The sequence below is a fragment of the Dyella sp. NPDC103356 genome (assembly GCF_055584465.1).
The window spans coordinates 260,970-286,009 of the sequence record NZ_JBVJLZ010000001.1 but is presented as its reverse complement, the minus strand read 5'-3'; the positions used below and the strand labels follow the sequence as shown (position 1 = coordinate 286,009).

The following is a 25,040-nucleotide window of genomic DNA, read 5'->3' as shown; positions in this document are numbered from 1 at the left end:
GGACCGGAACGATCCGGCGACAGCCGTGGCGTTACTTGAACTTGCGCGGAGGCTTGTTGCCCGAAGGCTTGCCGCCTGGCGGACGGGGCTTGCCCTTGAAGCCACCGCCGCCCGGACGGAAACCGCCCTTGCGTGGTGCCGGTGCGTCGCCGCCACTGGCGTCCTGGCCGTCCCACTCATGGATACGCAGCTGCTGCTGGCTCACCCATACCTTTTGCAGGTGCTGGAAGACCTCCGGCGGCATGCCATCTGGTAGGTCGATCAGGCTGAACTCGCTGCGGATGCTCAGGCGGCCGATGAACTGGCTTTCCAGGCCGGCCTCATTGGCGATGGCGCCGATGATATTGCCCGGCTTGACGCCATGCTCGTGGCCCACTTCGACGCGATAGGTCTTCATGCCCTGCTCGGTGACGTGCGCGCGCAGCGGACGAGTGCCGAATTCGCGCGGCGCCTCGCGCTCGCGGCGCGGCCGTTCCTCGCCTTCGGGACGGGGGCGGCGCTCGCCGCGATCGTTACGGTCACCGCGATCGTTACGATCGTTGCGCTCACGCGGCGCGAAGTCGCGCGCCGGTGCTTCGCGCTTCGGCGGCGGCGTGAGCAACAGCGGCTGGTCGCCCTGGGCAATGCGTGCAAGCGCGGCGGCGATCTCGACCGCCGGGATGTTGTGTTCCTGCTCGTACTGCTCGATCAACTGCTGGAACAGGCCCAGTTCGCCGATCGCCAGCGTGTCGGTAATACGCTGCTTGAAGCGGCTGATGCGCTGGTCGTTGACTGCTTCGACCGTCGGCAGCTTCATTTCTTCGATCGGCTGGCGGGTGGCGCGCTCGATCGAGCGCAGCATGCCTTTCTCGCGCGGCGTCACGAACAGGATCGCTTCGCCGCTGCGGCCGGCGCGCCCGGTGCGGCCGATGCGATGCACATAGCTTTCCGTGTCGTACGGAATGTCGTAGTTCATCACATGGCTGATGCGCTCGACGTCCAGGCCGCGTGCGGCCACGTCGGTCGCGACGAGGATATCGAGCTTGCCGTCCTTGAGCTGCTGGATCACGCGTTCGCGCTGGGGCTGCGCGATATCGCCGTTGATCGCCGCGGCAGCGAGACCGCGCGCCTGCAGCTTTTCGGCGAGCTCTTCGGTGGCCTGCTTGGTGCGCGCGAAGATGATCATCGCGTCGAACGGCTCGGCCTCGAGGATGCGCGTCATCGCATCGAGCTTGTGCATGCCGCTGACGAACCAGTAACGCTGGCGAATATTGGCCGCGGTCGTGGTCGACGACTTGATGTTCACTTCGACCGGGTTCTTCAGGTGATGCTGGGCAATCTTGCGGATCGGCGCCGGCATGGTGGCCGAGAACAGCGCGACCTGACGCTCGGGCGGCGTGGCCTGCAGCACTTTCTCGACATCGTCGATAAAGCCCATGCGCAGCATTTCGTCGGCTTCGTCGAGCACCAGGTACCGCAGCTCGGACAGATCCAGCGTGCCGCGTTCAAGGTGGTCGATCACGCGGCCGGGGGTGCCGACCACGATGTTCACGCCGCGCTTGAGCGCATGCAGCTGCGGGCCGTAGCCCTGGCCACCGTAGATCGGCAGCACCTGGAAACCGGGGAAGTGGGCGGCGTAGCGCTGAAACGCTTCAGCCACCTGGATGGCCAATTCACGGGTCGGCGCCAGCACCAGCGACTGCGGCTTGCCCGGCTTCATGTCGATGCGGGAAAGGATCGGCAGTGCGAAAGCGGCCGTCTTGCCGGTACCGGTCTGAGCGGTGCCGAGCACGTCGCGGCCCTCGAGCAAGGGCGGAATGGTGGCAGCCTGAATCGGCGAGGGCGATTCATAGCCGACATCGGCTAAGGCCCGCAAAAGCTCAGGGTGCAGCCCAAGCGCAGCAAATCCGGCGGGGGCCGGAGTGGAATCGGAAGACGGGGAGGACATGGAAACCTCGATAGGGCACGCGCGAGGGCATGCAAGAGAATGGCGACTATTGTAGCAGCCCGGCCTGACCGCTGCTTTAAGCCTGTGCTGAACAGGTCCGCGCAGGCGTCACCGGCGCTATCATCGTCGCTCTTTGGCGGACAGGACGATCGGGCCATGACAGCCTCCATCGAAACGATCTCCGAGCAGCGTTGCTTCGGCGGTACGCAGGGATTTTACCGGCATGAGTCTTCCTGTTGTGGAGGCAGTATGCGGTTTGCGGTGTTTCAGCCGCCCCAGGCTGCACAGGAGCCCTGTGGCGTGCTGTATTACCTGGCGGGCCTGACCTGTACCGAGGAGACCGCGACGATCAAGGCCGGCGCCCAGCGCGTGGCCGCCGAGCTGGGCCTGGTGCTGGTCATGCCCGATACCAGCCCGCGCGATACCGGTATCGAGGGCGCGACCGGCGACTGGGAGTTCGGTGAAGGGGCCGGCTTTTATCTCGATGCCACCCAGGCACCCTGGTCGTCGCGATTTCGCATGTACAGCTATATCACCGACGAATTGCCCGCGCTGATTGCCGCACATTTTCCCGTCGACGCATCGCGCAGCGGCATTTTCGGCCATTCGATGGGTGGTCACGGGGCGTTGACGATTGCGTTGAAAAACCCGCAGCGCTATCGCTCGGCATCGGCGTTCGCGCCGATCGTCGCGCCATCGCGCGTGCCGTGGGGGCAGAAGGCCTTTTCCCATTATCTGGGCGCCGACCAGACCGTCTGGCACGACTACGACGCCAGCGAACTGGTGCGGCGCAAACCCTTTCCCGGCACGATCCTGATCGATCAGGGCGAGGCGGATAAATTCCTCGAAGGACAGCTGAAGCCGGAACTGTTCGAACAGGCCTGTGCCGACGTGGGGCAGGCGTTGATCCTGCGTCGCCAGGCCGGCTACGACCACAGTTATTACTTCATCAGCAGCTTCATGGAAGACCATCTGCGACATCACGCGCGCGTGCTTGCCGATCTGTGAGCGTGCTGCCGGCTTTAAAAAGCGGACGTCTGATCATGCGCATTCCGATGGAATCGGATGCGTCGGAACTGTTGCGTTATCGCATCGACAATCGCGTACATCTGGCACCGTGGGAACCATCGCGCGAGCACATCTACTACACGCTCGATCATTGCCTGCAGACCGTTGCCGATGCGCGCGAAATGGCGCGTCTGGATCGCGGGTATGCGTTTGCCGTGTTCGATGCCCAGTCCAATGAATGCGTCGCGACGTTCAACCTCGCCAATATCGTGCGCGGCGTATTCCAGGCCTGCCATCTCGGATATGGCATAGCGGAGGCGCGGCAGGGGCAGGGTTTGATGCACGAAGCGTTGACGACCGGACTCGCATTCGCGTTCGGCCCGCTGGGCCTGCATCGCGTGATGGCGAACTACATGCCACACAACCAACGCAGCGCGCAGTTGCTTACGCGCCTCGGTTTCGAGCGCGAAGGCTATGCAAAGCGATACCTGAACATTGCCGGGCACTGGGAAGACCACGTGCTCACGGCATTGGTACGGAAAGACTAGATGCCCTCACGCTCCCTCAATGGCTCCCTCTCCCCTGGCTTGCCGGGGGAGAGGGTTGGAGCCTGCCCCGGACTTAATCCGGGGGAGAGAGGGGCTCTTTAGGCCTTAGCCGCCGGACGACGACGCGGCCGACGCTTGCGATTCCCCGCGGCGTGGCTCTCGCCACCGCCACCGTTGGACTGCGCATGACCATGCGGGCGATGCGACGGCGGCTTGCCCTGACGCTGCTGCGGCTGGCGCGGTTGGCGCTGGCCCTGGGCCGGACGCGGTGCATTGGCATCCAGGCGCAGCGGCTGCGATGGGGCGTAGCCGGCGATGTCGCTGACTTCGATCTCGTCTTTCAGCAGCTTGCGGATATCGCGCAGCAGGCCGGCTTCTTCATGGCTGACCAGAGACACGGCCACGCCCTCGATGCCGGCACGGCCGGTACGGCCGATGCGATGCACGTAGTCTTCGGCGACCATCGGCAGATCGAAATTGATCACCATCGGCAGCTGGTCGATATCGATACCGCGCGCGGCGATATCGGTTGCCACCAGCACGGTGACGCGGCCGGTCTTGAAGTCGCTGAGCGCGCGCGTACGCGCGTTCTGGCTCTTGTTGCCGTGGATGGCGGCGGAGCGCATGCCGGACGTTTCCAGGAAACGCACCAGCTTGTCCGCGCCGTGCTTGGTGCGGCTGAACACCAGCGTCTGGCGACGGCTGTCCTGCGACAGCACGTGCAGCAGCAGGTCGCGCTTGCGCGAGGCGTCCACCGGATGCACGCGATGGGTGACCGTGCTCGCGACCGTGTTGGGCGGGCTGACGGACACTTCGCGCGGTTGGTGCATGAACTGCATCGCCAGCGCCTTGATCGGCGGTGCGAAGGTGGCCGAGAACAGCAGCGTCTGGCGCTTGCGTGGCACAGCGGTGAGGATGCGCTTCAATGCGGGCAGGAAGCCCATGTCGAGCATGCGGTCGGCTTCGTCCAGCACCAGCACTTCGACGCCCGAAAGATCGATCGTGCGCTGCTGCATGTGGTCGATCAGGCGACCGGGCGTGGCGATGACGATATCGACACCGCGACGCAGCGACTGGATCTGCGGGCCCATGCTGACACCGCCGAAGATCGTGGCGGTATTGATGCGCATGTGCTTGCCGTAGTCGCGCAGGCTATCGTTGACCTGTGCCGCCAGTTCGCGCGTCGGGGTCAGGATGAGCGCGCTCGGACGACGACCGACGCTGGGCGGGCGGGTCGAAAGGTGCTGCAGCAACGGCAGCGCGAACGCCGCGGTCTTGCCGGTGCCGGTCTGGGCGGCGGCGAGCAGGTCGACGCCTTCCAGCACGACCGGGATGGCAGCGGCCTGGATGGGGGTGGGGTTGGCGTAGCCTTGGTCGGCAAGCGCACGCAACAACGCGGGCGCAAGGCCCAGCGATTCAAATGACATGAGAGCTCCAGAGCAACTCGGAGCGTCACGAACCGCGTTGCATGTATCAAATAGGGAGGGAGGCGGCTTAAACATGAGTAGCCGTCCCGCTGAGTGTAACAGGTTTATGCTGCGGCTGCACAAAGGTAGGACAAAATCCTTTCCGGGCCTTTGTAGGAGCGGCTTCAGGGACTCTATAAGCCTTTCCTATCCGTCGTCCCGGCGAAGGCCGGGACCCAGTGCCTTACGCTTCACCGTGCTAAAGACACTGGGCCCCGGCCTGCGCCGGGGCGACGATGGAAGCTGAGGTTATTCGAGGTTCCCTTCAGTCGCGGGCCGTGGTTACGTCAAGGCCGGTCGCGACTGAAGTCGCTCCTACAAAATCAGCGAGGCTTTGAGCCTCTTTCACCGACGGGCGACGATCAGGTAGCTGTTATACGGAGTACGCCCATGCAGCGAGCTAATGGTGACCTTCAGGCCATGCCGCTCCAGCGGCCCGCGAATCTCCTCGGCGCTCGGATAGTGCTGGGCGCCAACCGGGATCCATCCTGAGTTCTTCAGGAAGAATTCCTCCACCCGGGTCGCATGGAAACGCCAGCTCGGTTCGCGCAGTACGTTGCGGATGATCAGGATCCCGTCCTCGGCCAGATGCATCATGGCCGTGGCGAGCAGGTCCGACTGCCGCTCCCGCGGGAGGTAGTGCAGGATATCGAGCAGGACGACATGGCCGTCGTGCGGTGGCAGGCTGGCGGCATCGGCGTGATGCAGTTCGATGTCGCGTGACAGGCCGCCGCGTTCGATCGCCTGCCTTGCCGCGTCGATCTTGCGCTCGTCGTGATCGACGCCGACATAGCCCGGCAGCGCATCGGTGGCGTGGAGAAAATGCGCAAGCAGGCCTAGGCCGCAGCCGATATCCAGCACCGGCAAGGGCGAGCCATCGAGTAGTTCGCGTGTGGCCGCGTAGGCCGGATCGTAGGCAAGCTTCCAGCGTGCGTGCAGACGCTGGCCAGAAGTCGGAAACCGTTTGGCGATCAGGCGTCGTGTCGAAACATCGATCATTCGCCCAGCATGCCCAAGCAGTCGTAAGCGGAGCGTTGTTTTTTCGCTTGCCGTTCGCGTGCCGCCAACCATGTCGCAGCCATCGCCAAAGTGCTAGCCTCCGGCGGTCCAAGTCGCAAGAAGGGATGTTGATGTCGTTTCTGTCACCTCTGCGCGAGCTCAATCATGAGCAACGCCACACGGTACTGGCCAGCTTTCTCGGCTGGACCCTCGACGCCTTTGACTACTTTCTGCTGACCTTCGTCATCGTCGGTATTTCCGACGAATTCAAGGTGTCGCCGTCGGAAGTGACCTATGGTCTGTTTCTTACGTTGGCCGCGCGCCCGATCGGTGCTCTGCTGTTTGGACGTCTGGCCGACCGTTTCGGACGCCGCCCGATCCTGATGCTCGACGTGATCCTGTTTTCGGCCTTCGAATTGGCCACTGCATTCGCGCCTTCGCTGACCGTGCTGCTGGTACTGCGCTTCCTGTTCGGCGTGGCGATGGGCGGCGAGTGGGGTCTTGGTGCTTCCCTGGCGATGGAGTCGGTGCCGCCCAAGGCGCGTGGCCTGGTTTCCGGCTTGCTGCAAAGTGGCTATCCCTGCGGCTTCTTTCTCGGTGCGCTGGCCAACTGGCTGCTGATCGACCATATCGGCTGGCGCGGCTTGTTCGTGGTGGGCGCAGTGCCGGCCTTGCTGGTGCTCTACATCCGCCGTTCGGTCCCCGAGTCGCCGGTCTGGGAGGCGAGCAAGGCCGAGCATGGCAAGCGCAGCCTGGTCGAGTCGATGCGTGGCCACTGGAAGCTGGCGATCTACATGACCTTGCTGATGGCCGCGTTCAACATGTTCAGCCATGGCTCGCAGGACCTCTATCACACCTTCGAAGAGAAGAGCCTGCACCTGCCGACCGGCTCGGGTGCGGCTTTCATGCTGGTGGCCATGCTCAATCTGGGTGCGATGTTCGGGGGCCTGTTCTTTGGCGCCTGGTCCGAACGTATCGGCCGGCGCCGGGCGATGGTGATCGCGGCCTTGCTGGCGATCCCGGTGATTCCGCTATGGGTGCACGGCGGTTCGTTGTTGCTGCTGGCGATCGGCGCCTTCCTGATCCAGGTGATGGTGCAGGGTGCCTGGGGCGTGGTGCCGACCCATCTGAACGAGCTGTCGCCCGATGGCGTGCGCGGCACCCTGCCGGGCTTTGCCTACCAGATCGGCAACCTGCTGGCCGCCTATACCGGCAATGCCCAGCTGCTGATCGCCGACTGGCATGGCGGCGACCTGGCCTTTGCCATGGGGCTGTGGATCGCCGTGGTCGCGGTCGTCCTGGCCTTGCTGGCCGGGTTCGGCCCGGAGGCCCGTGGCGTGGGCTTTGGCCGGGCCAAGCCATCCCCTTGAGCGGGTGCTAGAATCCCCGGTTTGATCTATCTAAGAGATACGCAATGAAGGCTGGCAAGGATAAGGTCGTCTCGCTGCACTACACCCTGACGGTGGACGGCGAAAAGGTGGAAAGTTCGCTCGATCGCAACGAGCCGCTGTGGGTTCTGCTTGGCCACGGCCAGCTGATTCCGGGCCTGGAAAAGGCACTGGAAGAGCATGAGGCCGGTGAGTCGTTGCAGGTGGACGTGGCGCCGGTCGACGGTTACGGCGAACGCCAGGACGGCCAGATTCAGCGCGTGCCGAAGAAATACTTCCAGAACGGCGCCAAGCTCAAGGTCGGCGACACCACCGTCCTGGCGCTCAAGCAGGGCGGCCATCGCGTGGTCACGGTGCACAAGGTCGGTATGAGCACCATCGACGTGGACTTGAACCACCCGATGGCCGGCAAGGCGCTGCACTTCGATGTCACGATCAACGAAGTGCGCGACGGCACGGAAGAAGAAATCCAGCACGGTCATGCGCATCCGCCGGGTGCGGACGCGCATTGATACCAAACCGCTGCCTGCGGTAGCCGGTGAGGAGTCAGAAGGCCCGCCATGAGCGGGCCTTCTTTTTACGGCTCACACCAAAGAAATGTCCACGTCCACATTGTTCCGTGTCGCATGCGAATACGGACAGATATCGCGATGTGCCGTGTCTACCAGTTCCTGCGCAACAGCACGATCGATACCCGGCAGGCTGACCTCGAGTTTCACCGCGATGCCGAAGCCGGTGGGTTTGCGCGGGCCGATACCGACATGCGCGGTCACCGATGCCTCTTTCAGCGCGACTTTCTTCTCACGGGCGACAAAGCGCACCGCGCCTTCGAAGCAGGCCGCGTAGCCGGCCGCGAACAACTGTTCGGGATTGCTGCCGGCCCCACCGGGGCCGCCCATTTCCTTAGGGATGCGCAGGTCGAAATCCAGCACACCGTCGCTGCTATGGATATGCCCCTCACGGCCGCCCTTGGCGGTGGCAGTGGCGGTGTAGACGATCTTTTCGATGCTCATGGTGTTCGCTCCGTGACGGGGAAAACCCTGAGTCTTGCGGTGTGGCCGATAAGAAAGCGTGATCGACGAGTGCCTTACTCGGCCGGGAAGCAGGCCGTTGCCGGGGAGACCGATGTGAGTCGTACGACGCCGTTGCCGTCAACGACCGCTTCCACGTCGTAGGTGATCACGGTGGGGTTGCTTGCCACAGCGGCTTTGTCCGCGGCCGTGGCTTGCTGTTCCTGTTCGGCGTAGGCCTTGCTGCAGTCGGGCGGTGTGGCCTGTGTCAGCCCGAGCGTCTGGCGGACGAGATTCCAGCAGACGGTGGGAGCCGACCGCAGCGAGCAGGGCGCCTGGAAGTTGCTGTGGTAACGCATGAGCAAGGGATACGGCGGTAGCGTGATGCGGGGATCGGTACCGCGTGTGCTGGCGGGTGTCAGCCGTTGCAGCGCGAGGAATTGCTCATCGGACATGTTGCCTGTGTGGAGCCGCTGCCCGTTGTCGGCGTTGAAGACGGCAAAGCCGGTGCCGCCGTTGATGCTGTCGGCGGCCTGGAAAAAAACATAGTTCCCTTTCACGCCCCAGAAATAGCCGCTCCAGTCCTGGATCGACTGTTCGTCCTTGGCGGGTTTCTCGATGCAGGGTGGTGCGGTGTGGTCGGTTGCGATCGGGGCGATGGCCAGTTGTTCGGCGCCTTTCTCTCCGCGGTCGACCTGCTTGACCATGAAGCGTGGGTAATACCAGCAGGTCAGTATGGGTTTGGCGCCGGGCACGTCCGGATTGGCCGGCAACGGAACCCGGGTTTCTCGTGCGGGCTTATCGAAGAAGGTCAGCGTGCCTGCCCAGGCGGTCATCGTGCCGGTCATCAAGCAAAGCAGTACGAGCCATATCGACGCGGATATTTTCATGACCTTCCCGTGGTTTTCCGAGGCCGCGCGCAGCTTGTCAGCGTCAACGACGATCAATCGAGCAGGCGCTTGCCATAAGCAAAATGGTCGCGCCAATACGGCCCATCGATATCGTCCAATCGCACGGTGCCACCGCTATTGGGTGCATGCACGAAACGCCCTTTGCCAACATAGACGCCGACGTGACTGATGCCGCCGCTGCTGGCGAAAAACACCAGATCGCCGCTGGCCAGGTCGGTCATGCTCTTGACCTTGACGCCATTCATGACGGACATATCGCGCGAAGTGCGCGGCAACATCAGGCCGGCGGCATTGCGGTAGATATAGTCGACCAGCCCCGAGCAATCAAAGCCGCCATCGGGCGTGTTGCCGCCCCAACGATACGGTGTGCCGACCAGCGCGATGGCGCGAAACAGCACGTCGTTGGCCGTACCCACGGCATTGGGTGCGCGTGCGGGTTCGTCGGCCAGCGACGAATGCGATTCCTTGAACGTGGGTTGGCGTTTGCGCGGCGCGGGCGTGGAACAGGCGGCCAGGACAGCGATGGCCAGGCAAAGCACGCCGCGGAACATAAGGCGCGGCAAGGCAGGCTTGGGTGCGCAGGCGGCTGATTCCTGGTGGCGCATAGGACAACCTCGGCAGTAGGCGTGCCGAGGTTATCAAATCAATAAGTTATAGGGAAGTCTTCAGGATTTGGACGAGGCTGAGTTGGTCGGCAACTCGTTCAGATCGAACTGCACGGGGACCTGGGCATAACTTTCGATCGGCTTGCCATTACGTGTGGCGGGAGAAAAGCGCCACTGCGCAGCGGCGTCGCTGGCCGCCTTGATCAGGGCGGTGGAGGTGGTGGTGCTGTGCTTGGCGTCGTAGTCGATCGTCTTGACCTTGCCCTGCGTGTCCACCTGAATTTTCAGCATGACCATGCCGTGTTCCTTGTTGACGATCGATTCTTTCGGGTACGCAGGCGTAATCTTCTGATTGAACTGGATATCCGCCGTCGCACCGTGCGCCGTATTTTGGGTGGCTGCCTGCGCCACCATTACGCTGCTGCTCATCAACAGGCCAATGACGAGATAACCGATACGGCGACGCGAAACACTGAAAGCAACCTGCTGGATCATGAGTAACCGCTCCTTCAATTGGGGGTGGTTGAGCCACGGGGTGATGGCCGGCGCAAACGACATGCCGGTGCTGTGCAACAAGGTGTGTGCGTACTGGCTACGCTGTTCGGGCGCGTCGCGCAGGCTGCGTTCGTCGCAGGCGAGTTCCTGGTCCAGGCGAAAGCGTGGCAACGCAAGCCATGCCAACGGGTGAAACCAGAGCAGTGCGAGCATCAGTTCGGCGATCAGGCTCCACCATGCGTCGCCACGGCGCAGATGGGTCAGCTCGTGACGTATCACGCAGGCGCGCTCGGCGGCATCGAAACGCCGGAGAAAATCCGCCGGCAGCAACAGCCGGGGACGCGGCGCCCACAGCACGGCGGGGCCTTGTTCGGCGGTGCGGATACGCTCCAACGGCAGGCCCTGCAGCATCGGTAACAGCGTTGCCGCCGTTGCCGGATCGAGCCTGCGCCCTTGCCTGAGCAGATGCACGTAGTGGACGTGCAGTCGCACGACACAGGCGGCGACACCGGCCAGCCATAGCGCGCCGAGGCCGAGCACGCTGACGGTTGCGGGCATCTCGGTAGCAAGTGCCGCAGCGCTGTCGGGCATCACGCGCAGGAGCGGCGAGGTGGTGGACAACGGTGTAGCAGGCAGCCAGGGCAACAGACAGAACAAGGGTGGCAAGGCCCAAAGCGTGAAGGCCGGCGACGCACCGAATGCCTTTCGCAGCGGACGTCGCAGCAGCAGGGCGAGCAGCAACCCCAGCGTGCTCCACGGCAACAGATGCCACAGTACGTCGTTCATCTCAGCGCCCCTTCTTCTCGATGTCGTCGACCAGTTTGCGCAGCTCGGCGATGTCCTTGGCCGAGAGCTTTTCGTGGCGGGTGAAGTGCGCGAGCAACGGCGTCACCTTGCCGCCGAACACGCGATCGAGCAGGCTGCGGCTTTCCTGTTGTTGCCATGCTTCGCGTGTCAGCACCGGCGCGTAGATGTAACGCCGCCCGTCGCGTTCGGCCGTTACCGCGCCCTTGCCGAGCAGCCGGTTGAGCAAGGTACGTATGGTTTTCTCATGCCAGCCGGTGGGCTCGCGCAAGGCTTCGACGATCTCTTCGGATGTGCGTGGCGCGGCTTGCCACAGCACATCCATGACGCGGGCTTCGGCTTCACTGATGGTGGTCATGGTGTCGTCGCATCGATGTGGAGTTTGCGTTCGCTTAAAAGCCGGCCGTCGACGTCGATGGCGGTCAGGTGGTAATCGCCGGGGCCCAGATACAGCGAACTGACGCTGTCGGGCACCATCATGGCGACCCGGTCGGCGGGCGTGGCGTTGTCGGTTTCATTGGCGTAGCGCGCCTCGATCAGGCACGGCACCTTCTTGTCGCATAGCGCCGTCGTGATCAGGCGTGACTCGCGCTGGCCACCCAGCGTGAGCCAGCCCGGGCGGCGACGGTGGTCCATGGGCGGCAGCAACACGCTGACATCGTGCAGACGCTTATCGGTGCTCCACACTGTGCCGTCGTGCCGGCTTACCAGCACGCTGGGGCCATCGGGATGAAAGTCGACGGTCAACTGGCGATAGGCTTCGTTGTTGCCGCGTCCGCCGATATCGCGCAATTGCGACTGATCGATCGACAGGGGCTCGATGCCGCTCAGGCGCTTGAGATGAACCGCCATCGGCACGATGTCGCCGCCGAAGTTGCCGGTTGCCTTGTCGATATGGGCGTAGCCCGAATGCACGAATAGCCTGGCCGTCGGATCGCGCGCGAATACCCGGTGATAGAGGTTGTCCGCCTGGCCCTGTTCGCGTTCGGCGGTGGACGATCCTGGCGATTCGTACGCGACGACGATAAAGCCCAGGCGGATGGCCTCGCGTACGATCTCGCCGTAGACCGGTTCGTTCAAGTAAGGGCTTCCGCCCATCACCGGGTAGCCGCGATGCATCAGTTCGGTATCTTTGTCGTCCAGCGCTTCGGCGGCGAAATAATTGAAGCCCAGTTTGCGCAGCCGTGGTAACAGTTCGAGCGTCAGTTCACGGGTATGCGCGTCGTGGTGCACCTCGTTGATCATGACCAGACGGCGGTCGGTGGCCAGACGGGCGATGACCTCGGCCGCGTCCTCCGCCTTCCAGGAGGCGGGGCCCGGCAGTTTGACCGGTTCGATCTCCACCCGGACGCGGTTGTCGAACGGAAAATCGTGCACCGCCTCGTCGTACAGGCCGAGCTGGTTCTCCAGTGTCGCAGCCAATTGCTGGCCGACGATCCATTGCTTTTCACTCAGTCTGGGCAACTGATCGGACAGGTATTTGTAGCGCGCAAGATCGTTTTTCATCGGTTCCATGTCGCTCAGCAGGTCGCGCGCCGAGCTGACGTCTCTGGCGAACGTCGCCTGCAACGGCATGGCCCTGGCGGGTGAAGCGAACTGGCTGGCGAAAGCGATCATGGCAAGGATTACGTGTGTAGTCCGAAATGAAATTACATCTGTAATTCTCATTTTGCAAGCTCCCCTGGGGATGAGGTTGCCGAACGCACCGCTACAATGAGCGGATGGATGCTTCGCGAAGTGATGTGCTTGTTCTGGGCGGTGGTGTTATTGGCCTCGCTTGTGCGCTGTATTTGTTGAAGGCGGGCGTGTCCGTTCGCCTGCTGGAGCAAGGTACGCCAGGTAGCGGCAGTTCGCATGGGAATTGCGGCACGATTACCCCCAGCCATGCCGCCCCCCTGGCCATGCCCGGCATGATCTCGGTGGCGATGCGCTCGATGCTGCGCGCCGACGCGCCGCTCTACCTCAATCCCCGGGTCGACCTGGACCGCGCACGCTGGATGCTCGGTTTTGCCCGGCGCTGCAATTGGCGCGATTTCCACCATGCTGCCGCGGCCCGCTCCGCGATCCTGCAGCGCTCACGTCGCCTGATTGGCTCCTTGATCGAGCAGGAGGGGTTGCATTGCGAGTTCGTCGAGCGCGGTGAGCTCTATGTCTATCGCACCCGTAAGCTGCTGCACGCGGACGAGCGCCATCATGCGGCGGTACTGGACAAGCTGGGCGTGGAAGTACGCCGCCTGCATGGCGATCAGATCGCCGGCATGGAGCCCGCGCTCAAGCCGGGCATCGTCGGCGGCCTGTACCACCCCGACGATGCGCAGCTCCGGCCCGATCGCTATGTGGCCGAGCTGGCGCGGCGCGTGCGCGAGTTGGGCGGGGTCATCGAAAGCGGTGCGCGCATCGATCAGTTCGGTACTCAGGAAGGCCGCATCAGCCATGTCCGTACGACCCGCGGCGTGTTTTATGGGGATCGCGTCATCATGGCCCTGGGGGCATGGTCGCCGCTGATGGGCAGGGAGCTGGGACTGCGCCTGCCGATGCAGCCGGGCAAGGGCTATTCGCTGACCTATAGCCGTCCCGCACGGGTGCCGCGCCATGCGCTGGTGCTGCGCGAGGCGGCCGTTTGCGTCACCACCTGGGGCAGCGGCTTTCGGCTGGGTAGCACGATGGAGTTCTCCGGCTACGACGAAGGCCTGAATCAGATTCGCTTGAATGCCCTGCGTCGCGCGGCCGCGGAAAGCCTGCACGAACCGGTAGGGCCGGACCTGCAGGAGGAATGGTGGGGCTGGCGTCCGATGAGCATGGACGAGATTCCGATCATCGGCCCAAGCACGCGCTGGTCGAACCTGAGCCTGGCCACCGCGCACGGCATGCTGGGCATCAGCATGTCGGCGGCGACCGGTGAACTGGTCGCCGCGCAATTGACCGGCGCCACGCCCGAGATCGATCCGATGCCTTATGCGCCTGCGCGGTTTGGTCTTTGAATGAAACCCTCAGAAAGCCTTCCTATTCGTCATCCCGGCGAAGGCCGGGATCCATTCCTCAGCGTCGATGCTTGCCACGTGCTGTCTGACAGGCGAGGACCGAGGAATGGATCCCGGCCTTCGCCGGGATGACGGAAGGCTGAGGTTTTTTCCAGGCTTCCCAAAGATCATTCCTGTCAGCATTGACACCCATTTAAAGCCCCCGCCACTAACGTGCACGCCATGAACAGGAGATACCGATGGCCGAGAGTTTCGATCTGATCGTACTGGGTGCGGGCTCGGGCGGCCTGGCCACCGCCATCCGCGCCGCGCGCCATGGTGCGCGTGTTGCGATGCTCGATCCGGGCATGCTGGGCGGTACCTGCGTCAATGTCGGCTGCGTGCCGAAAAAGGCCTTATGGTTTGCCGCGCAGCTGGCCCACGCGCAGGAACTGGCAGGCGAGTACGGGTTTTCGTCGACGCCAGGTCCGTTCAACTGGGAACATTTTCGCCAGCTTCGCACGGACTATATCGACGGCATCAAGGGGCGCTATCAAAAGCGGCTTGACGAAGTCGGTGTGCATTGGCGTCGCGAAGCGGGACGTTTCGTCTCCAACGATACGATCGCTACCAGCAGCGGCGACGAACTGAGTGCAAAGCAGATCGTGATCGCGACCGGTGCACGCCCGCATCGCATCGACGTGCCGGGGTTCGAGCTGGGGCTGATCTCCGACGACATGTTTGCCTTGCACGAACAGCCCAGGCGCATCGGGATTGTCGGCGGCGGATACATTGCGATGGAGTTCGCCGGTTTGCTGCGGGCGCTGGGCAGCGAGGTCACGGTGCATGCGCGCGGTCGCCTGCTTGGCGGCTTCGATATGGAAATGGTCGGTGAGCTCGAGCAGCGCATGACGGAGCAGGGCATCCGGTTCAGCCGCGATGTCCAGGTGCGCGGACTGCATCAGGTCGATGGTCAGCTGATGCTCGACGACGCGACCACCGGCGGCTGCGGCCCTTATGATGCGGTGCTGTGGGCGATCGGGCGCGTGCCCAATACCGAGTCGCTGGATCTGGACGCCGTAGGTGTCAAGCTGGGCAAGTATGGCCGCATCCTGGTCGACGCCTGGCAAAACACCAATGTGCCGGGCGTCAGTGCTGTCGGTGACGTATGCGAAAACCGTGAGCTGACGCCTGTTGCCGTCGCCGCGGGCCGGCGTCTGGCCGACCGCCTGTTCGGCGGCAAACCCGATGCGCGGCTGGAGCACAAGCACATCGCCAGCGTGGTTTTTGCCGAGCCGCCGCTGGCGATGGTCGGCATGACCGAGGAACAGGCCAGGGCGCTGCACGGCACGGATGTGCGGATTTATCGCACGCGTTTCTCACCGATGCAGTGGGCCGTGGCCAAGCACCCCGGACAGACCGTGATGAAGCTGGTCTGTGTCGGCCCGGAGGAGCTGGTGGTCGGAGTTCATGTGCTCGGCCTGGGGGCCGAGGAGATGATGCAGGGCTTCGCAGTGGCGATGAAACTGGGCATGCGCAAGCGCGACCTGGACGACACGGTGGCAATCCACCCGAGTTCGGCCGAAGAACTCGTACTGATGACTTAAACTTGCCGGTATGACCACGCACACCTTGCATCGCGGCACTACGCCGCTCCTGATCAGCCTGCCGCACGACGGTAGCCATATACCGCCCGATATCGCCGAGCGCATGACGCCGAGGGCGCAGCGTTCCATCGATACCGACTGGCATGTCGGGCGCTTGTACGAGTCGCTGGCGCACCAACTCGGCGCCAGTGTGATCAAGCCGGTGGCATCGCGCTACGTCGTCGATTTGAATCGGCCCGCCGACGGCCATGCGCTGTATCCGGGTCGCAAGGAGACCGGCCTGGTGTCGACCATCGGTTTCGACGGCGAACCTTTGTACCTGGAAGGTGCCGAGCCGGACGAGAAAGAAATTCAACGGCGAGTAAATGATTTCTGGCAGCCCTATCACCAGGCGCTGGCGCAGGAAGTTGCGCGGTTGCGCCACGAGCACGGCCGTCTGGTGTTGTGGGAAGGTCATTCCATCCGCAGCCATGTGCCGATGCTGTTCGACGGGCAGCTCCCGGATTTCAACCTCGGCACTGCCGAGGGTGCGAGCTGCGGAGCAGCCTTGCAGCAGCGCCTGGAGGCCTGCCTGAAGGCGCAGTCGCGCTACAGCTTCGTGGTCAATGGCCGCTTCAAGGGTGGTTACATCACACGGCAATTCGGCCGTCCACAGGACGGGGTCGAAGCGGTTCAACTGGAGCTCGCCCAGCTCAACTATATGGACGAGGACAGCCTTGCCTATGACGAAGAAAAGGCCGTGCAGGCCCAGGCGCTGATCCTGCAACTGCTTCAGTGTTGCATTACTGAGGCGCAAGAAAATACGAATCAGAATCCGCCTTTCGAAAAGTCAATTACCCCGTTGTAAGAACGTGTGTTGCCGACACGAAAAATCTCGTTTCTCAACGTAAAAGCCAGTGCTATGTTGGTGCCGTCGCGCCGCCCGAGCACGCCGGGTTCCGGCCGGGTCCGCGGCACTCAAACGCCCGAGGCATACCACCATGCGTAAACTTGCGATCGCTCTCATGCTCGTCGCCGGTGTGGCTCTTTCCGGTTCGGTGATCGCCGCAACCGCGCCTGCGCCCGCTACCGGTCACCACACGGTGCTGGCGAAAAAGTCCGCCACCAAGCATCACCAGAAGCAGCACCATCACAAGGCGGCCAAGGCAGCGAAGACGGCATAACCCGTTCCGCGTTCCAGGGCACGTTGAAAACCCCGACAGCGTTACCGCTGCCGGGGTTTTTGTTTGTGCGGATCAGTCAAAGGCCGCGACGCACTTCAGTTCGATGGCGATCGGCGTAGGCAGTGCAGTGATGCCGAGAGTCGTACGCGCGGCATCGACGCCGGCGAAATGCTCGGCATAAAGACGGTTGTAGCTTGGAAAGTCGCGCGCCATGTCGGTGAGGTACACGGTCACGTCGACCAGGTTTTCCCATCGTGTGCCGGCCGCTTCAAGCACCGCGCGGACATTGGCAAATACCTGCCTGCATTGAGCTTCGATGTCGTAAGCCACCAGGGTGCCGTGGGCATCGTAGACATTGCCCGGAATGGTGTTGTCCGAAGGCTGGCGCGGACCGACGCCGGAAAGAAACAGCAGCTTGCCCACGCGGCGTGCGTGCGGATACGCACCGACCGGCGCAGGTGCCGTTGAGGTGCGAATGATATCGCTCATCGCTCCGTTCCAGGCATGGCGAGCAGGCGTTCGATCGCGTGATCGTAGGAAGATCGCGTGCTTTCACGCGAATTGATATGCAGGTCCAGGTCCTTGATGCGGCCGTCGAACAGGCTGTAGCACCATGCATGCACCGACAGTTGCTGGCCGCGTTCCCAGGCGTCCATCACGGTAGTGGTCTGGCACACGTTGATGACTTGCTCGATCACATTGAGTTCGCACAGGCGCGAATTGCGCATCTGCATCAGATCGATGCCCGCCAACATGCCCGCATGTTTGATCGCCACATCGCTGACGTGGCGCAACCAATTATCGACCAACCCCAGTCGCCGATCGTCCAGCACGGCTTGGATACCGCCGCAGCCGTAATGGCCGACGACGAGAATATGTTCGACTTTCAGCACATCGACGGCGAACTGGATCGCGCTGAGGCAGTTAAGGTCCGAGTGCGAGACCACGTTCGCGACATTGCGCTGGACGAAGATTTCGCCCGGCGGCAGGTCGACGATCTGTGTCGCGGGCACGCGCGAATCGGAGCAGCCGATCCAAAGATACTTGGGAGCCTGTTGTTGCGCGAGCCGCTCGAAAAAGTGCGGATCCTGCTCGCGCACCGATGCGGACCAGATGCGGTTGCTGTCGAGCAGAGGTTGCAATGGGTTGGTCACGATAGCGATCTCAATAGCGAATGCAGATATTTTTCGGCTCGGTGAAGAAGCGCAGCGCTTCTTCGCCACCCTCGCGGCCCAGGCCCGATTGCTTGGTGCCGCCGAAGGGCGTGCGCAGGTCGCGCAGCAGCCAGCAGTTGATCCAGACGATGCCGAAATCGAGTTCCGCGCCGACACGATGCGCGCGTGAGAGATCGGTCGTCCACAGCGATGCGGCCAGGCCGTAACCGGTGCCGTTGGCGATGGCGATGGCTTCGGCCTCATCGTCGAATGGAATCAGGCTGACGACCGGACCGAAGATTTCCTGTTGGTTGGTAACGGCGTCCGGCGCGAGGCCTTCGATGACCGTCGGTGCCACGTACCAGCCGTTGGCGCAGCGGCCATCCAGTTGCATGGCATGCCCGCCGCAAAGTATGTCGCCGCCTTCCTCGCGCGCCTGCGCGATGCAGCCCATGACCTTGTCGAAATGCTCTTTGGATACCAGTGCGCCCAGATCGCTGGTCGCTTCATTCGGATCGCCGACGCGCAAGGCGCGTACCCGCTCAAGGTAACGTTCGCGGAAATTCGCGTAGATCGAACGCTGCACCAACAGTCGCGAACCGCACAGGCAAATTTCGCCTTGGTTGGCAAAGCCCGAGCGCACGATGGTGTCGAGGTTGGCGTCGCTCAGCTCCGCATCCGCAAAGACGATGGCAGGATTTTTCCCACCCATTTCCAGCGACACTTTCTTAAATTGCGTCGCCGTTGCCGTCGCGATCATCTCGCCCGTGCGCGTGCTACCAGTAAACGACACAGCCTTGACCTGACGGTGCTCGACAAGCGGCTGCCCGACGCCGGGTCCGCGTCCTTGCACGATGTTGAACACGCCCGGTGGCAGGCCGGCTTCGATGCTCAACTCGCCAAGTAACGCGGCGGTGCAGGGGGTTATTTCCGAAGGCTTGGCGACGACGGCGTTGCCCGCGGCGAGCGCTGGCGCGATCTTCCAGGTGAACAGGTAGAGTGGGAGATTCCACGGGCTGATGCAGCCGACGACGCCCAGCGGCTGGCGCAAGGTGTAGTTGATCGCGCCCAGTTCCATCGCATGCGACTGGCTGCTCCACGACACGATGGCCGCGGCAAAGTAGCGAAGATTGCTGACGGCGCGTGGAATATCCAGGCTTCGCGCCAGGGCCAGCGGTTTGCCGCTGTCGCGAGACTCCAGTGCGGCGAACTCCTCCATCCGCGCTTCGAGCAGATCGGCCAGGCGATGCAACAGATGGCTGCGAACATCCGCGGAGGTGGCTGCCCAGGCCGGTGCGGCGCGTCGTGCGGCGGCTACGGCAGCATCGACATCGCTCGCATCGGAATCGGGGCATTGCGCAAAGACCGAACCGGTCGCCGGTTCGAACACGTCCAGCCAGCGGTTGGCACGCGGTGCTTCAAGGCGACCGTCGATAAGATTGGCGAGGCGCTTGGGTGACATCGCGCAAGCTTATAGGCTGCGTGACGAGAATGCACCGGACGCCCGCGTACAGGCGCCGGAGCTCAGCTCAACGAACGTGTGCGCCCGCCATCCACGGCGATACTTACGCCATTCACATAAGCCGCCGCCGGCGTACTCAGGAAAGCGATGACTGCGGCGACCTCGGACGGCTCGCCAAAACGACGCGCGGGGACGGCGGCCAGCATGCCGGTGGCGACTTCTTCCGCGCCGCGCCCGGTGCTCGACGCCTGACCTTGCAGCAGGCTGTTCAGGCGATCGGTGCGTGTATAGCCGGGCAGCACGTTGTTGACGGTGATGCCGTCGGGGCCGAGCTCGCCCGCCAGGGTCTTCGACCAGCCGGCCATTGCCGCGCGCACCGTATTGGATACGCCCAGGCTGGCGATCGGCTCTTTGACCGAGGTGGAGATGACATTGACGATGCGGCCGTAATGGCTGTTGCGCATGCCGGGCACGAAGGCCTGGACCAGCGACTGGGCGGCGAGCAGATGCTGCCGAAAGGCAGCCTCGAACGCTTCCGGTACCGCGGTGATCGCCGGGCCGGCGGGCGGGCCGCCGGTATTGTTGATCAGGATATGTACCGGGTTTCCAGCGGCGACATCCGCGGCCACGGCGAGCAGGGCGGTGGTGTCCAGCATGTCGGCGGTGCGCCAGGCATGTTGCTGATCGGCGCTCTTGCGCGGCAATAGCTCGACCAGTTCCTTCAGGGCATCGGTCGACCGAGCCAGCACGGTGACGTTCGCCCCCAGCTCCGCCAGTTCGATAGCAGTGGCGCGGCCGATACCTTGCGATGCGCCGCAGACGAAAGCATGGCGTCCGGTCAGATCCAGTTGCATGAAAGATTCCTTGCCGTGGATGTCAGCGCGCGGACCATTGCAGCGCCAGGGCGCCGAACCAGCAGATCCACGCGAGCCATGGAGCGTAACGCCAGACGCGTCGCCACTGGGTGACGGCCTTATCTTCGAGTGCGGGCAGTACCGGCGAGCGCAGCGCTAGCTGCAAACGCATCCATATCCGCACGGCACCGACTTTGCCGCCGCCTTCGGGCACGGCAATGATGTTCCATTCGTGCGGATGGCGGACACGCAGCAGCGACGCGATACGTACCTGTGCGACAAAGTGCAACAGAAAGAAGATGACCCCCACGACGAGCAGGGACAGATAGATTTCGATCATGGCTTGGTGCTGCCGCCGCTGGCGGTGCCGCCATCGCCGGATGAGGAAGAGGACGAGTTGCTGCTCGTCTTGGCGGCGTTGTTGCCCGAATCGGACCACAGCGGCACCGGAATGACATCGCGCAGCGTCTTGAGCACACCATCGCCCGCGGGCGCTTTGCCGCAGACCGCATTGTCGACCGCGCTGGCATAGGCCTTGTCCATCATGCCGACCCACAGTATGCCGTCGGGACCATGCGGAATCTTGAAGCTGCCGGCCGCACTCATGTTGACCGGTGCTTCGGCGGAGAACGCGGCGGGCGACTGCTCCCAATAGGTGTTGCTCGCCTGTTGCACGGCCGAGCTGAACACGACGATATAGCGCGCCTTCGGGTTCTTGACCTCGAAGCTGCCGAACGCGCCGGTCGTGTCGTCGCTCCAGCCCACATGCTCGCAGAGCTTCACATCCTGCTGTTCGTCCACGGGTTGGAACGCCTCGTCGAGCAGAACCACCGTAGGCGCAAACAGATAGCTGCTGCGCAACCAGCGTCCGTTTAATTCGGACTTCAAGCCGATGCGATAGGGCAGCTTGCCGTCGACGGGCAGGCGGAAACTCAGAAAGTAACTACGCTGGCCATTGAGGCTGAAGACCGAGCTGCCCGGACCCAGCTCGAATTTCTGTGGGCTCCAGGGCAACTGGCTCTGATAGGAGAAGTCCGCAAAGCTGGTGCAGCAGGGCGTGGCGTCCTGCAGCGTTTTCTTGGCCAGATCGAGCTGGCCCGTCGGGTTCTCCGGCGGGCGAAAGTTGGGCGGCACCAGCTTTTTGACGCTATGGCAGCCGCCCAGCAGCGCAATGAGCAGAATCGTGGGGAGAACGACTAGGTATCGATGGCGCATGGACACTTGAGTTTAGAATTCGGCCGTCCCTGCCGCACGTGGATAGGGAATCGCGTCGCGAATGTTCGACAAACCGCAAACATAGACCAGCAGGCGTTCAAAACCGAGTCCGAAGCCCGCATGCGGCACCGTGCCGTAGCGACGCAGGTCACGATACCAGCCATAGGTGGCCGTATCGAGACCGAACTGGGTCATACGGCGGTCGAGATAGTCCAGGCGCTCTTCGCGCTGCGAGCCACCGATAATCTCGCCGATGCCCGGTGCCAGCACGTCCATGGCCGCGACGGTCTTCTCGTCGTCGTTCAAACGCATGTAGAACGCCTTGATCTGCTCCGGGTAATTCATAACGACCACCGGACGGCCGATATGTTTCTCGGCCAGATAGCGCTCGTGTTCAGTTTGCAGGTCGATACCCCATGCCACCGGGAATTCGAATTTCTGGCCCGATTTTTTCAGGATATCGACGGCATCGGTGTAATCGATGCGTTCGAACGGCTGGGCAATAAATGTCTCCAGACGCGTGATCGCGTCGGGCTGCACGCGTTCGGCGATGAAGGCCATGTCGTCGGGGCGCTCTTCCAGGACCGCCTTGAAGATTGCCTTGAGGAAAGCTTCGGCGCAGTCCGCGTCGGCGGTCAGGTCGGCGAAGGCGATTTCCGGCTCGACCATCCAGAACTCGGCCAGATGGCGCGGCGTGTTGGAGTTTTCCGCGCGGAAGGTCGGGCCGAAGGTGTACACCTTGCTCATCGCCAGCGCGTACGCCTCGACATTGAGCTGTCCGGACACGGTAAGGAACGCTTCGCGACCGAAGAAGTCCTTGCGGAAATCGATCTTGCCGTGTTCATCGCGCGGCAGGTTGGCCAGGTCCAGCGTGGAAAGCCGGAACATGTCGCCGGCGCCTTCGGCGTCGGAGGCGGTGATGATCGGGGTATTGACCCAGAAGAAGCCCTGTTCGGTCAGATGGCGATGAATCGCCGTCATCATCGTGTGGCGGATGCGGGTGACCGCGCCGAACAGGTTGGTGCGTGGGCGCAGGTGGGCGACCTCGCGCAGGAACTCCATCGAATGGGCTTTGGGCTGGATCGGATAGGTTTCCGGGTCGTCGACCAGGCCGGTGACGATGACTTCGTCGGCCTGCAGCTCGAAACTTTGCCCCTTGCCCTGCGACGGCACCAGGGTGCCGGTGACGATCAGGCCCGCGCCGCTGGTCAGGTGCTTCACTTCCGTCTCATAGTTGCCGAGCGTCGCCGGCACCACCGCCTGGATCGGGTCGAAGCACGAGCCATCGGTCACATTGACGAAGGACAGGCCAGCCTTGGAATCGCGCCGGGTGCGCACCCAACCGCGTACGGTCACCTTGGAGCCGGCCTCGAGCTTGCCGGAAAGAGCCTGTTTGACGCTAACCACCGCCATGGATTGAAACTCCTGCTGGGCGCCGCAATGTTGGCGCGTATGGGCAAACCACCATCATAATGGAGCCCCCGTCCGCATCGCGACGGTTTTGGGCCGCAAGGCCGACATAAAGCGCACACTTTTATTTATGAGCATCTCGATCACTCCCGCCGCCAACGAACGCATGCGCCAGTTCCTGAGCACGACGCCAGGGGCCACGGGCGTGCGTTTTGGCGTCAAGCGCACCGGCTGCTCCGGTTTTGCCTATGTGGTGGACCTGGCCGAGGCGATCGGCAACGAAGACAGCCTGGTCGAGGTCGACGGCGTCCCCTTGATCGTCGACAGCAAGAGCCTGCCGCTGGTCGATGGCACGGTGATCGATTTCCAGCGCCAGGGCCTGAATGCCGCGTTCGTGTTCCATAACCCGAATGCGACCGGGGAGTGTGGGTGTGGGGAGAGCTTTACCGTCGGCTGAGGCCGCGCAGCCGCCTTCCCGTCAGGCAAATCAAGCCTTTACACCCGTCCTGCCCTCGGGATAGAATCCCGCTTCTGTCCGCAGCCCATCGCGTTCAGACCTTGCCTCACCGCATCCGGCGGGAGGCTGCCAGGCCCGCTAAGGGCCGCATCCACAAGGAGTTTTCCCAAAATGACCATGCGTCATTACGAAGTCGTGTTTCTGGTCCACCCTGACCAGAGCGAGCAGGTTCCGGCGATGATCGAGCGCTACAAAGCGCTGATCGAGACCGACGGCGGCAAGATCCACCGCCTGGAAGATTGGGGCCGCCGTCAGCTGGCCTACCCGATCGTCAACCTGGCCAAAGCGCATTACGTGATGCTCAACATCGAAGTGGGCCAGAACGCGCTGAACGAGCTGGAGTCGGGCTTCCGCTTCAACGACGCCGTGCTGCGCCACCTGGTGGTCAAGCGCGACGCTGCTGATACCGAGCAGTCCTTCATCCTCAAGAGCAAGGAAAAGGACGACGCCAAGTCTTCGCGTCGCCGCGATGACGACTCCGATGGCGACGATCGTCGCATCGGCCGTGACGACAACGATCGCGACAGCGACGACTGATCAGGAGCCTTAAGCCATGTCCAAGTTCTTCCGCCGCCGCAAGTTCTGCCGTTTCACTGCCGAAAAAGTCAAAGAGATCGATTACAAGGATCTCAACACGCTTCGCCAGTACATCACCGAGAACGGCAAGATCGTTCCGAGCCGCATCACCGGCACCAAGGCACGCTATCAGCGTCAGCTGGCCGTTGCGGTCAAGCGCGCACGCTTCCTGGCGCTGCTGCCGTACACCGACAACCACGACGTTTAATTAGCGCGTCGTAAGCCCTCTCCCTTCGCCGGGAGAGGGTGCAACTCCTTCGGACAACCGTCCTTGGCTGCATCGGGCCACACCGGTGCTAACGAATAGGAACCACCATGGAACTGATTCTTCTCGAAAAAGTCCGCAACCTCGGCAACCTGGGCGACAAGGTCAAGGTCAAGCCGGGTTACGGTCGTAACTACCTCCTGCCGCAGGGCAAGGCCGTGCCGGTCAACGCCGCCAATCTCGAAGCTTTCGAGAAGCGCCGTGCCGAGTACGAAGCCAAGGCCAACAGCCTGCTGGCCGACGCCCAGTCGCGCCACGCCAAGCTGGCCGACGTGTCGGTGACCATTGCCGCCAACGCCAGCCCGGAAGGCAAGCTGTACGGTTCGGTCGGTCCGCGCGAGATTTCCGAAGCGCTGCAGGCCGCCGGTCACAACATTCACAAGAATGAAGTGATCCAGGGCGAAGGCCCGATCCGCACCACCGGTGAGTACGACGTCGTGATCGCGCTGCACGCTGATGTGCAGGGTTCGGTCAAGGTGATCGTGGTCGGCGAGAAGTAATTCTTGCGGGTCGCCCAAAAAAGGCGCCGAAAGGCGCCTTTTTTTATTGGCGGCGTCAGGCGCCGACGCGCCTAGTTATCCCCAAGTTTCCACAAGATATCCACAGCTTTCCGTATCGGTTCCTGAGACCTCGCCGCGTATGATGGATGACGAAGAAGACCGCCCGCGTCGATCGGGCGCCTCGAAGCGAGGAAAA

Annotated in this window: 28 protein-coding genes; 12 read left to right on the top strand and 16 right to left on the bottom strand. The window is 63.0% G+C overall.

Features of this window, described 5'->3' with window-relative positions:
* Positions 1 to 31 precede the first annotated feature (31 nt).
* Positions 32 to 1,927, bottom strand: a complete 1,896-nt coding sequence (locus ACZ6WW_RS01230) for a DEAD/DEAH box helicase (protein ID WP_465272620.1) — start codon at positions 1,925 to 1,927, stop codon at positions 32 to 34.
* A gap of 156 nt (positions 1,928 to 2,083) precedes the next feature.
* Between ACZ6WW_RS01230 and fghA the strand changes: the two genes are divergently transcribed.
* Positions 2,084 to 2,935 carry an S-formylglutathione hydrolase gene (gene fghA, locus ACZ6WW_RS01225; RefSeq protein WP_465272619.1) on the top strand — a complete coding sequence of 284 codons (852 nt, stop codon included), beginning with the start codon at positions 2,084 to 2,086 and terminating at the stop codon, positions 2,933 to 2,935.
* A gap of 35 nt (positions 2,936 to 2,970) precedes the next feature.
* Positions 2,971 to 3,483 (top strand): GNAT family N-acetyltransferase, encoded by a 513-nt coding sequence (locus tag ACZ6WW_RS01220; protein ID WP_465272618.1) that lies wholly within the window; start codon positions 2,971 to 2,973, stop codon positions 3,481 to 3,483.
* Between the two features lie 98 nt (positions 3,484 to 3,581).
* Here the strand turns inward: ACZ6WW_RS01220 and ACZ6WW_RS01215 are convergent, their stop codons facing one another.
* Both ACZ6WW_RS01215 and ACZ6WW_RS01210 read right to left on the bottom strand, forming a co-directional pair.
* Entirely contained in the window at positions 3,582 to 4,910 is a 1,329-nt protein-coding gene (locus ACZ6WW_RS01215) for a DEAD/DEAH box helicase (protein WP_465272617.1), read from the bottom strand.
* A 384-nt stretch (positions 4,911 to 5,294) separates the two neighbouring features.
* Positions 5,295 to 5,948: a class I SAM-dependent methyltransferase gene (locus ACZ6WW_RS01210; RefSeq protein WP_465272616.1), complete on the bottom strand. Its 654-nt coding sequence runs from the start codon at positions 5,946 to 5,948 to the stop codon at positions 5,295 to 5,297.
* Positions 5,949 to 6,079: 131 nt separating this feature from the next.
* Here ACZ6WW_RS01210 and ACZ6WW_RS01205 point away from each other — a divergent pair, with 131 nt between their 5' ends.
* Positions 6,080 to 7,318 carry an MFS transporter gene (locus ACZ6WW_RS01205; RefSeq protein WP_281852453.1) on the top strand — a complete coding sequence of 413 codons (1,239 nt, stop codon included), beginning with the start codon at positions 6,080 to 6,082 and terminating at the stop codon, positions 7,316 to 7,318.
* A gap of 44 nt (positions 7,319 to 7,362) precedes the next feature.
* Positions 7,363 to 7,848 (top strand): FKBP-type peptidyl-prolyl cis-trans isomerase, encoded by a 486-nt coding sequence (locus ACZ6WW_RS01200; protein WP_281852454.1) that lies wholly within the window; start codon positions 7,363 to 7,365, stop codon positions 7,846 to 7,848.
* Between the two features lie 72 nt (positions 7,849 to 7,920).
* On the opposite strand, the gene ACZ6WW_RS01195 is transcribed toward ACZ6WW_RS01200, so the two are convergent.
* From ACZ6WW_RS01195 to ACZ6WW_RS01170, 6 genes are all read right to left on the bottom strand, one after another.
* Positions 7,921 to 8,349 carry an organic hydroperoxide resistance protein gene (locus ACZ6WW_RS01195; protein WP_281852455.1) on the bottom strand — a complete coding sequence of 143 codons (429 nt, stop codon included), beginning with the start codon at positions 8,347 to 8,349 and terminating at the stop codon, positions 7,921 to 7,923.
* A 74-nt stretch (positions 8,350 to 8,423) separates the two neighbouring features.
* On the bottom strand, positions 8,424 to 9,236 hold the full coding sequence (locus tag ACZ6WW_RS01190) for a hypothetical protein (protein WP_465272615.1): 813 nt from the start codon (positions 9,234 to 9,236) through the stop codon (positions 8,424 to 8,426).
* Between the two features lie 53 nt (positions 9,237 to 9,289).
* Positions 9,290 to 9,808 carry a C40 family peptidase gene (locus ACZ6WW_RS01185; protein WP_465272997.1) on the bottom strand — a complete coding sequence of 173 codons (519 nt, stop codon included), beginning with the start codon at positions 9,806 to 9,808 and terminating at the stop codon, positions 9,290 to 9,292.
* Between the two features lie 114 nt (positions 9,809 to 9,922).
* The gene (locus tag ACZ6WW_RS01180) at positions 9,923 to 11,143 is read right to left on the bottom strand and encodes a M56 family metallopeptidase (RefSeq protein ID WP_465272614.1); all 1,221 of its coding nucleotides are present in this window, start codon (positions 11,141 to 11,143) and stop codon (positions 9,923 to 9,925) included.
* A 1-nt stretch (position 11,144) separates the two neighbouring features.
* Positions 11,145 to 11,519, bottom strand: coding sequence for a BlaI/MecI/CopY family transcriptional regulator (locus tag ACZ6WW_RS01175; RefSeq protein WP_465272613.1), 375 nt, complete (start codon positions 11,517 to 11,519; stop codon positions 11,145 to 11,147).
* Positions 11,516 to 12,778, bottom strand: coding sequence for a hypothetical protein (locus ACZ6WW_RS01170; protein ID WP_465272612.1), 1,263 nt, complete (start codon positions 12,776 to 12,778; stop codon positions 11,516 to 11,518). Before ACZ6WW_RS01170 ends, ACZ6WW_RS01175 begins: the two co-directional genes overlap by 4 nt.
* A 104-nt stretch (positions 12,779 to 12,882) precedes the next feature.
* Here ACZ6WW_RS01170 and ACZ6WW_RS01165 point away from each other — a divergent pair, with 104 nt between their 5' ends.
* The 4 genes from ACZ6WW_RS01165 (at position 12,883) to ACZ6WW_RS01150 (ending at position 16,891) form a co-directional block, all read left to right on the top strand.
* Positions 12,883 to 14,142: an NAD(P)/FAD-dependent oxidoreductase gene (locus tag ACZ6WW_RS01165; RefSeq protein WP_465272611.1), complete on the top strand. Its 1,260-nt coding sequence runs from the start codon at positions 12,883 to 12,885 to the stop codon at positions 14,140 to 14,142.
* Positions 14,143 to 14,381: 239 nt separating this feature from the next.
* A complete protein-coding gene (gene gorA, locus ACZ6WW_RS01160; protein ID WP_465272610.1) occupies positions 14,382 to 15,728 on the top strand; it encodes a glutathione-disulfide reductase in 1,347 nt (448 codons plus the stop codon).
* 10 nt (positions 15,729 to 15,738) lie between these two features.
* Complete coding sequence (gene hutG / locus ACZ6WW_RS01155) at positions 15,739 to 16,575, top strand: N-formylglutamate deformylase (protein ID WP_465272609.1); 837 nt, start codon at positions 15,739 to 15,741, stop codon at positions 16,573 to 16,575.
* A 133-nt stretch (positions 16,576 to 16,708) separates the two neighbouring features.
* On the top strand, positions 16,709 to 16,891 hold the full coding sequence (locus tag ACZ6WW_RS01150) for a hypothetical protein (protein ID WP_281852464.1): 183 nt from the start codon (positions 16,709 to 16,711) through the stop codon (positions 16,889 to 16,891).
* Positions 16,892 to 16,963: 72 nt separating this feature from the next.
* Here the strand turns inward: ACZ6WW_RS01150 and ACZ6WW_RS01145 are convergent, their stop codons facing one another.
* The 7 genes from ACZ6WW_RS01145 to asnS all read right to left on the bottom strand — a co-directional run bounded on the left by ACZ6WW_RS01145 (position 16,964) and on the right by asnS (position 22,989).
* Positions 16,964 to 17,380 carry a RidA family protein gene (locus tag ACZ6WW_RS01145; RefSeq protein ID WP_465272608.1) on the bottom strand — a complete coding sequence of 139 codons (417 nt, stop codon included), beginning with the start codon at positions 17,378 to 17,380 and terminating at the stop codon, positions 16,964 to 16,966.
* Positions 17,377 to 18,045: a carbonate dehydratase gene (gene can / locus ACZ6WW_RS01140; RefSeq protein ID WP_281852466.1), complete on the bottom strand. Its 669-nt coding sequence runs from the start codon at positions 18,043 to 18,045 to the stop codon at positions 17,377 to 17,379. The genes ACZ6WW_RS01145 and can overlap by 4 nt, the downstream gene beginning before the upstream one ends.
* Positions 18,046 to 18,055: 10 nt before the next feature.
* The gene (locus ACZ6WW_RS01135; protein WP_465272607.1) at positions 18,056 to 19,507 is read right to left on the bottom strand and encodes an aldehyde dehydrogenase; all 1,452 of its coding nucleotides are present in this window, start codon (positions 19,505 to 19,507) and stop codon (positions 18,056 to 18,058) included.
* Positions 19,508 to 19,569: 62 nt separating this feature from the next.
* Positions 19,570 to 20,361 carry an SDR family oxidoreductase gene (locus ACZ6WW_RS01130; RefSeq protein WP_281852468.1) on the bottom strand — a complete coding sequence of 264 codons (792 nt, stop codon included), beginning with the start codon at positions 20,359 to 20,361 and terminating at the stop codon, positions 19,570 to 19,572.
* A gap of 22 nt (positions 20,362 to 20,383) precedes the next feature.
* A complete protein-coding gene (locus tag ACZ6WW_RS01125) occupies positions 20,384 to 20,701 on the bottom strand; it encodes a hypothetical protein (protein WP_281852469.1) in 318 nt (105 codons plus the stop codon).
* On the bottom strand, positions 20,698 to 21,576 hold the full coding sequence (locus ACZ6WW_RS01120) for a hypothetical protein (RefSeq protein WP_465272606.1): 879 nt from the start codon (positions 21,574 to 21,576) through the stop codon (positions 20,698 to 20,700). The genes ACZ6WW_RS01125 and ACZ6WW_RS01120 overlap by 4 nt, the downstream gene beginning before the upstream one ends.
* Positions 21,577 to 21,588: 12 nt before the next feature.
* Positions 21,589 to 22,989, bottom strand: coding sequence for an asparagine--tRNA ligase (asnS, locus tag ACZ6WW_RS01115; RefSeq protein ID WP_465272605.1), 1,401 nt, complete (start codon positions 22,987 to 22,989; stop codon positions 21,589 to 21,591).
* Between the two features lie 127 nt (positions 22,990 to 23,116).
* Here asnS and ACZ6WW_RS01110 point away from each other — a divergent pair, with 127 nt between their 5' ends.
* The 4 genes from ACZ6WW_RS01110 (at position 23,117) to rplI (ending at position 24,844) form a co-directional block, all read left to right on the top strand.
* Entirely contained in the window at positions 23,117 to 23,443 is a 327-nt protein-coding gene (locus ACZ6WW_RS01110; protein WP_281852472.1) for a HesB/IscA family protein, read from the top strand.
* A 171-nt stretch (positions 23,444 to 23,614) separates the two neighbouring features.
* Positions 23,615 to 24,040: a 30S ribosomal protein S6 gene (gene rpsF / locus ACZ6WW_RS01105; protein ID WP_281852473.1), complete on the top strand. Its 426-nt coding sequence runs from the start codon at positions 23,615 to 23,617 to the stop codon at positions 24,038 to 24,040.
* 16 nt (positions 24,041 to 24,056) lie between these two features.
* On the top strand, positions 24,057 to 24,287 hold the full coding sequence (gene rpsR / locus ACZ6WW_RS01100) for a 30S ribosomal protein S18 (protein ID WP_266169630.1): 231 nt from the start codon (positions 24,057 to 24,059) through the stop codon (positions 24,285 to 24,287).
* 107 nt (positions 24,288 to 24,394) lie between these two features.
* The gene (rplI, locus tag ACZ6WW_RS01095; RefSeq protein ID WP_465272604.1) at positions 24,395 to 24,844 is read left to right on the top strand and encodes a 50S ribosomal protein L9; all 450 of its coding nucleotides are present in this window, start codon (positions 24,395 to 24,397) and stop codon (positions 24,842 to 24,844) included.
* Positions 24,845 to 25,040 lie beyond the last annotated feature (196 nt).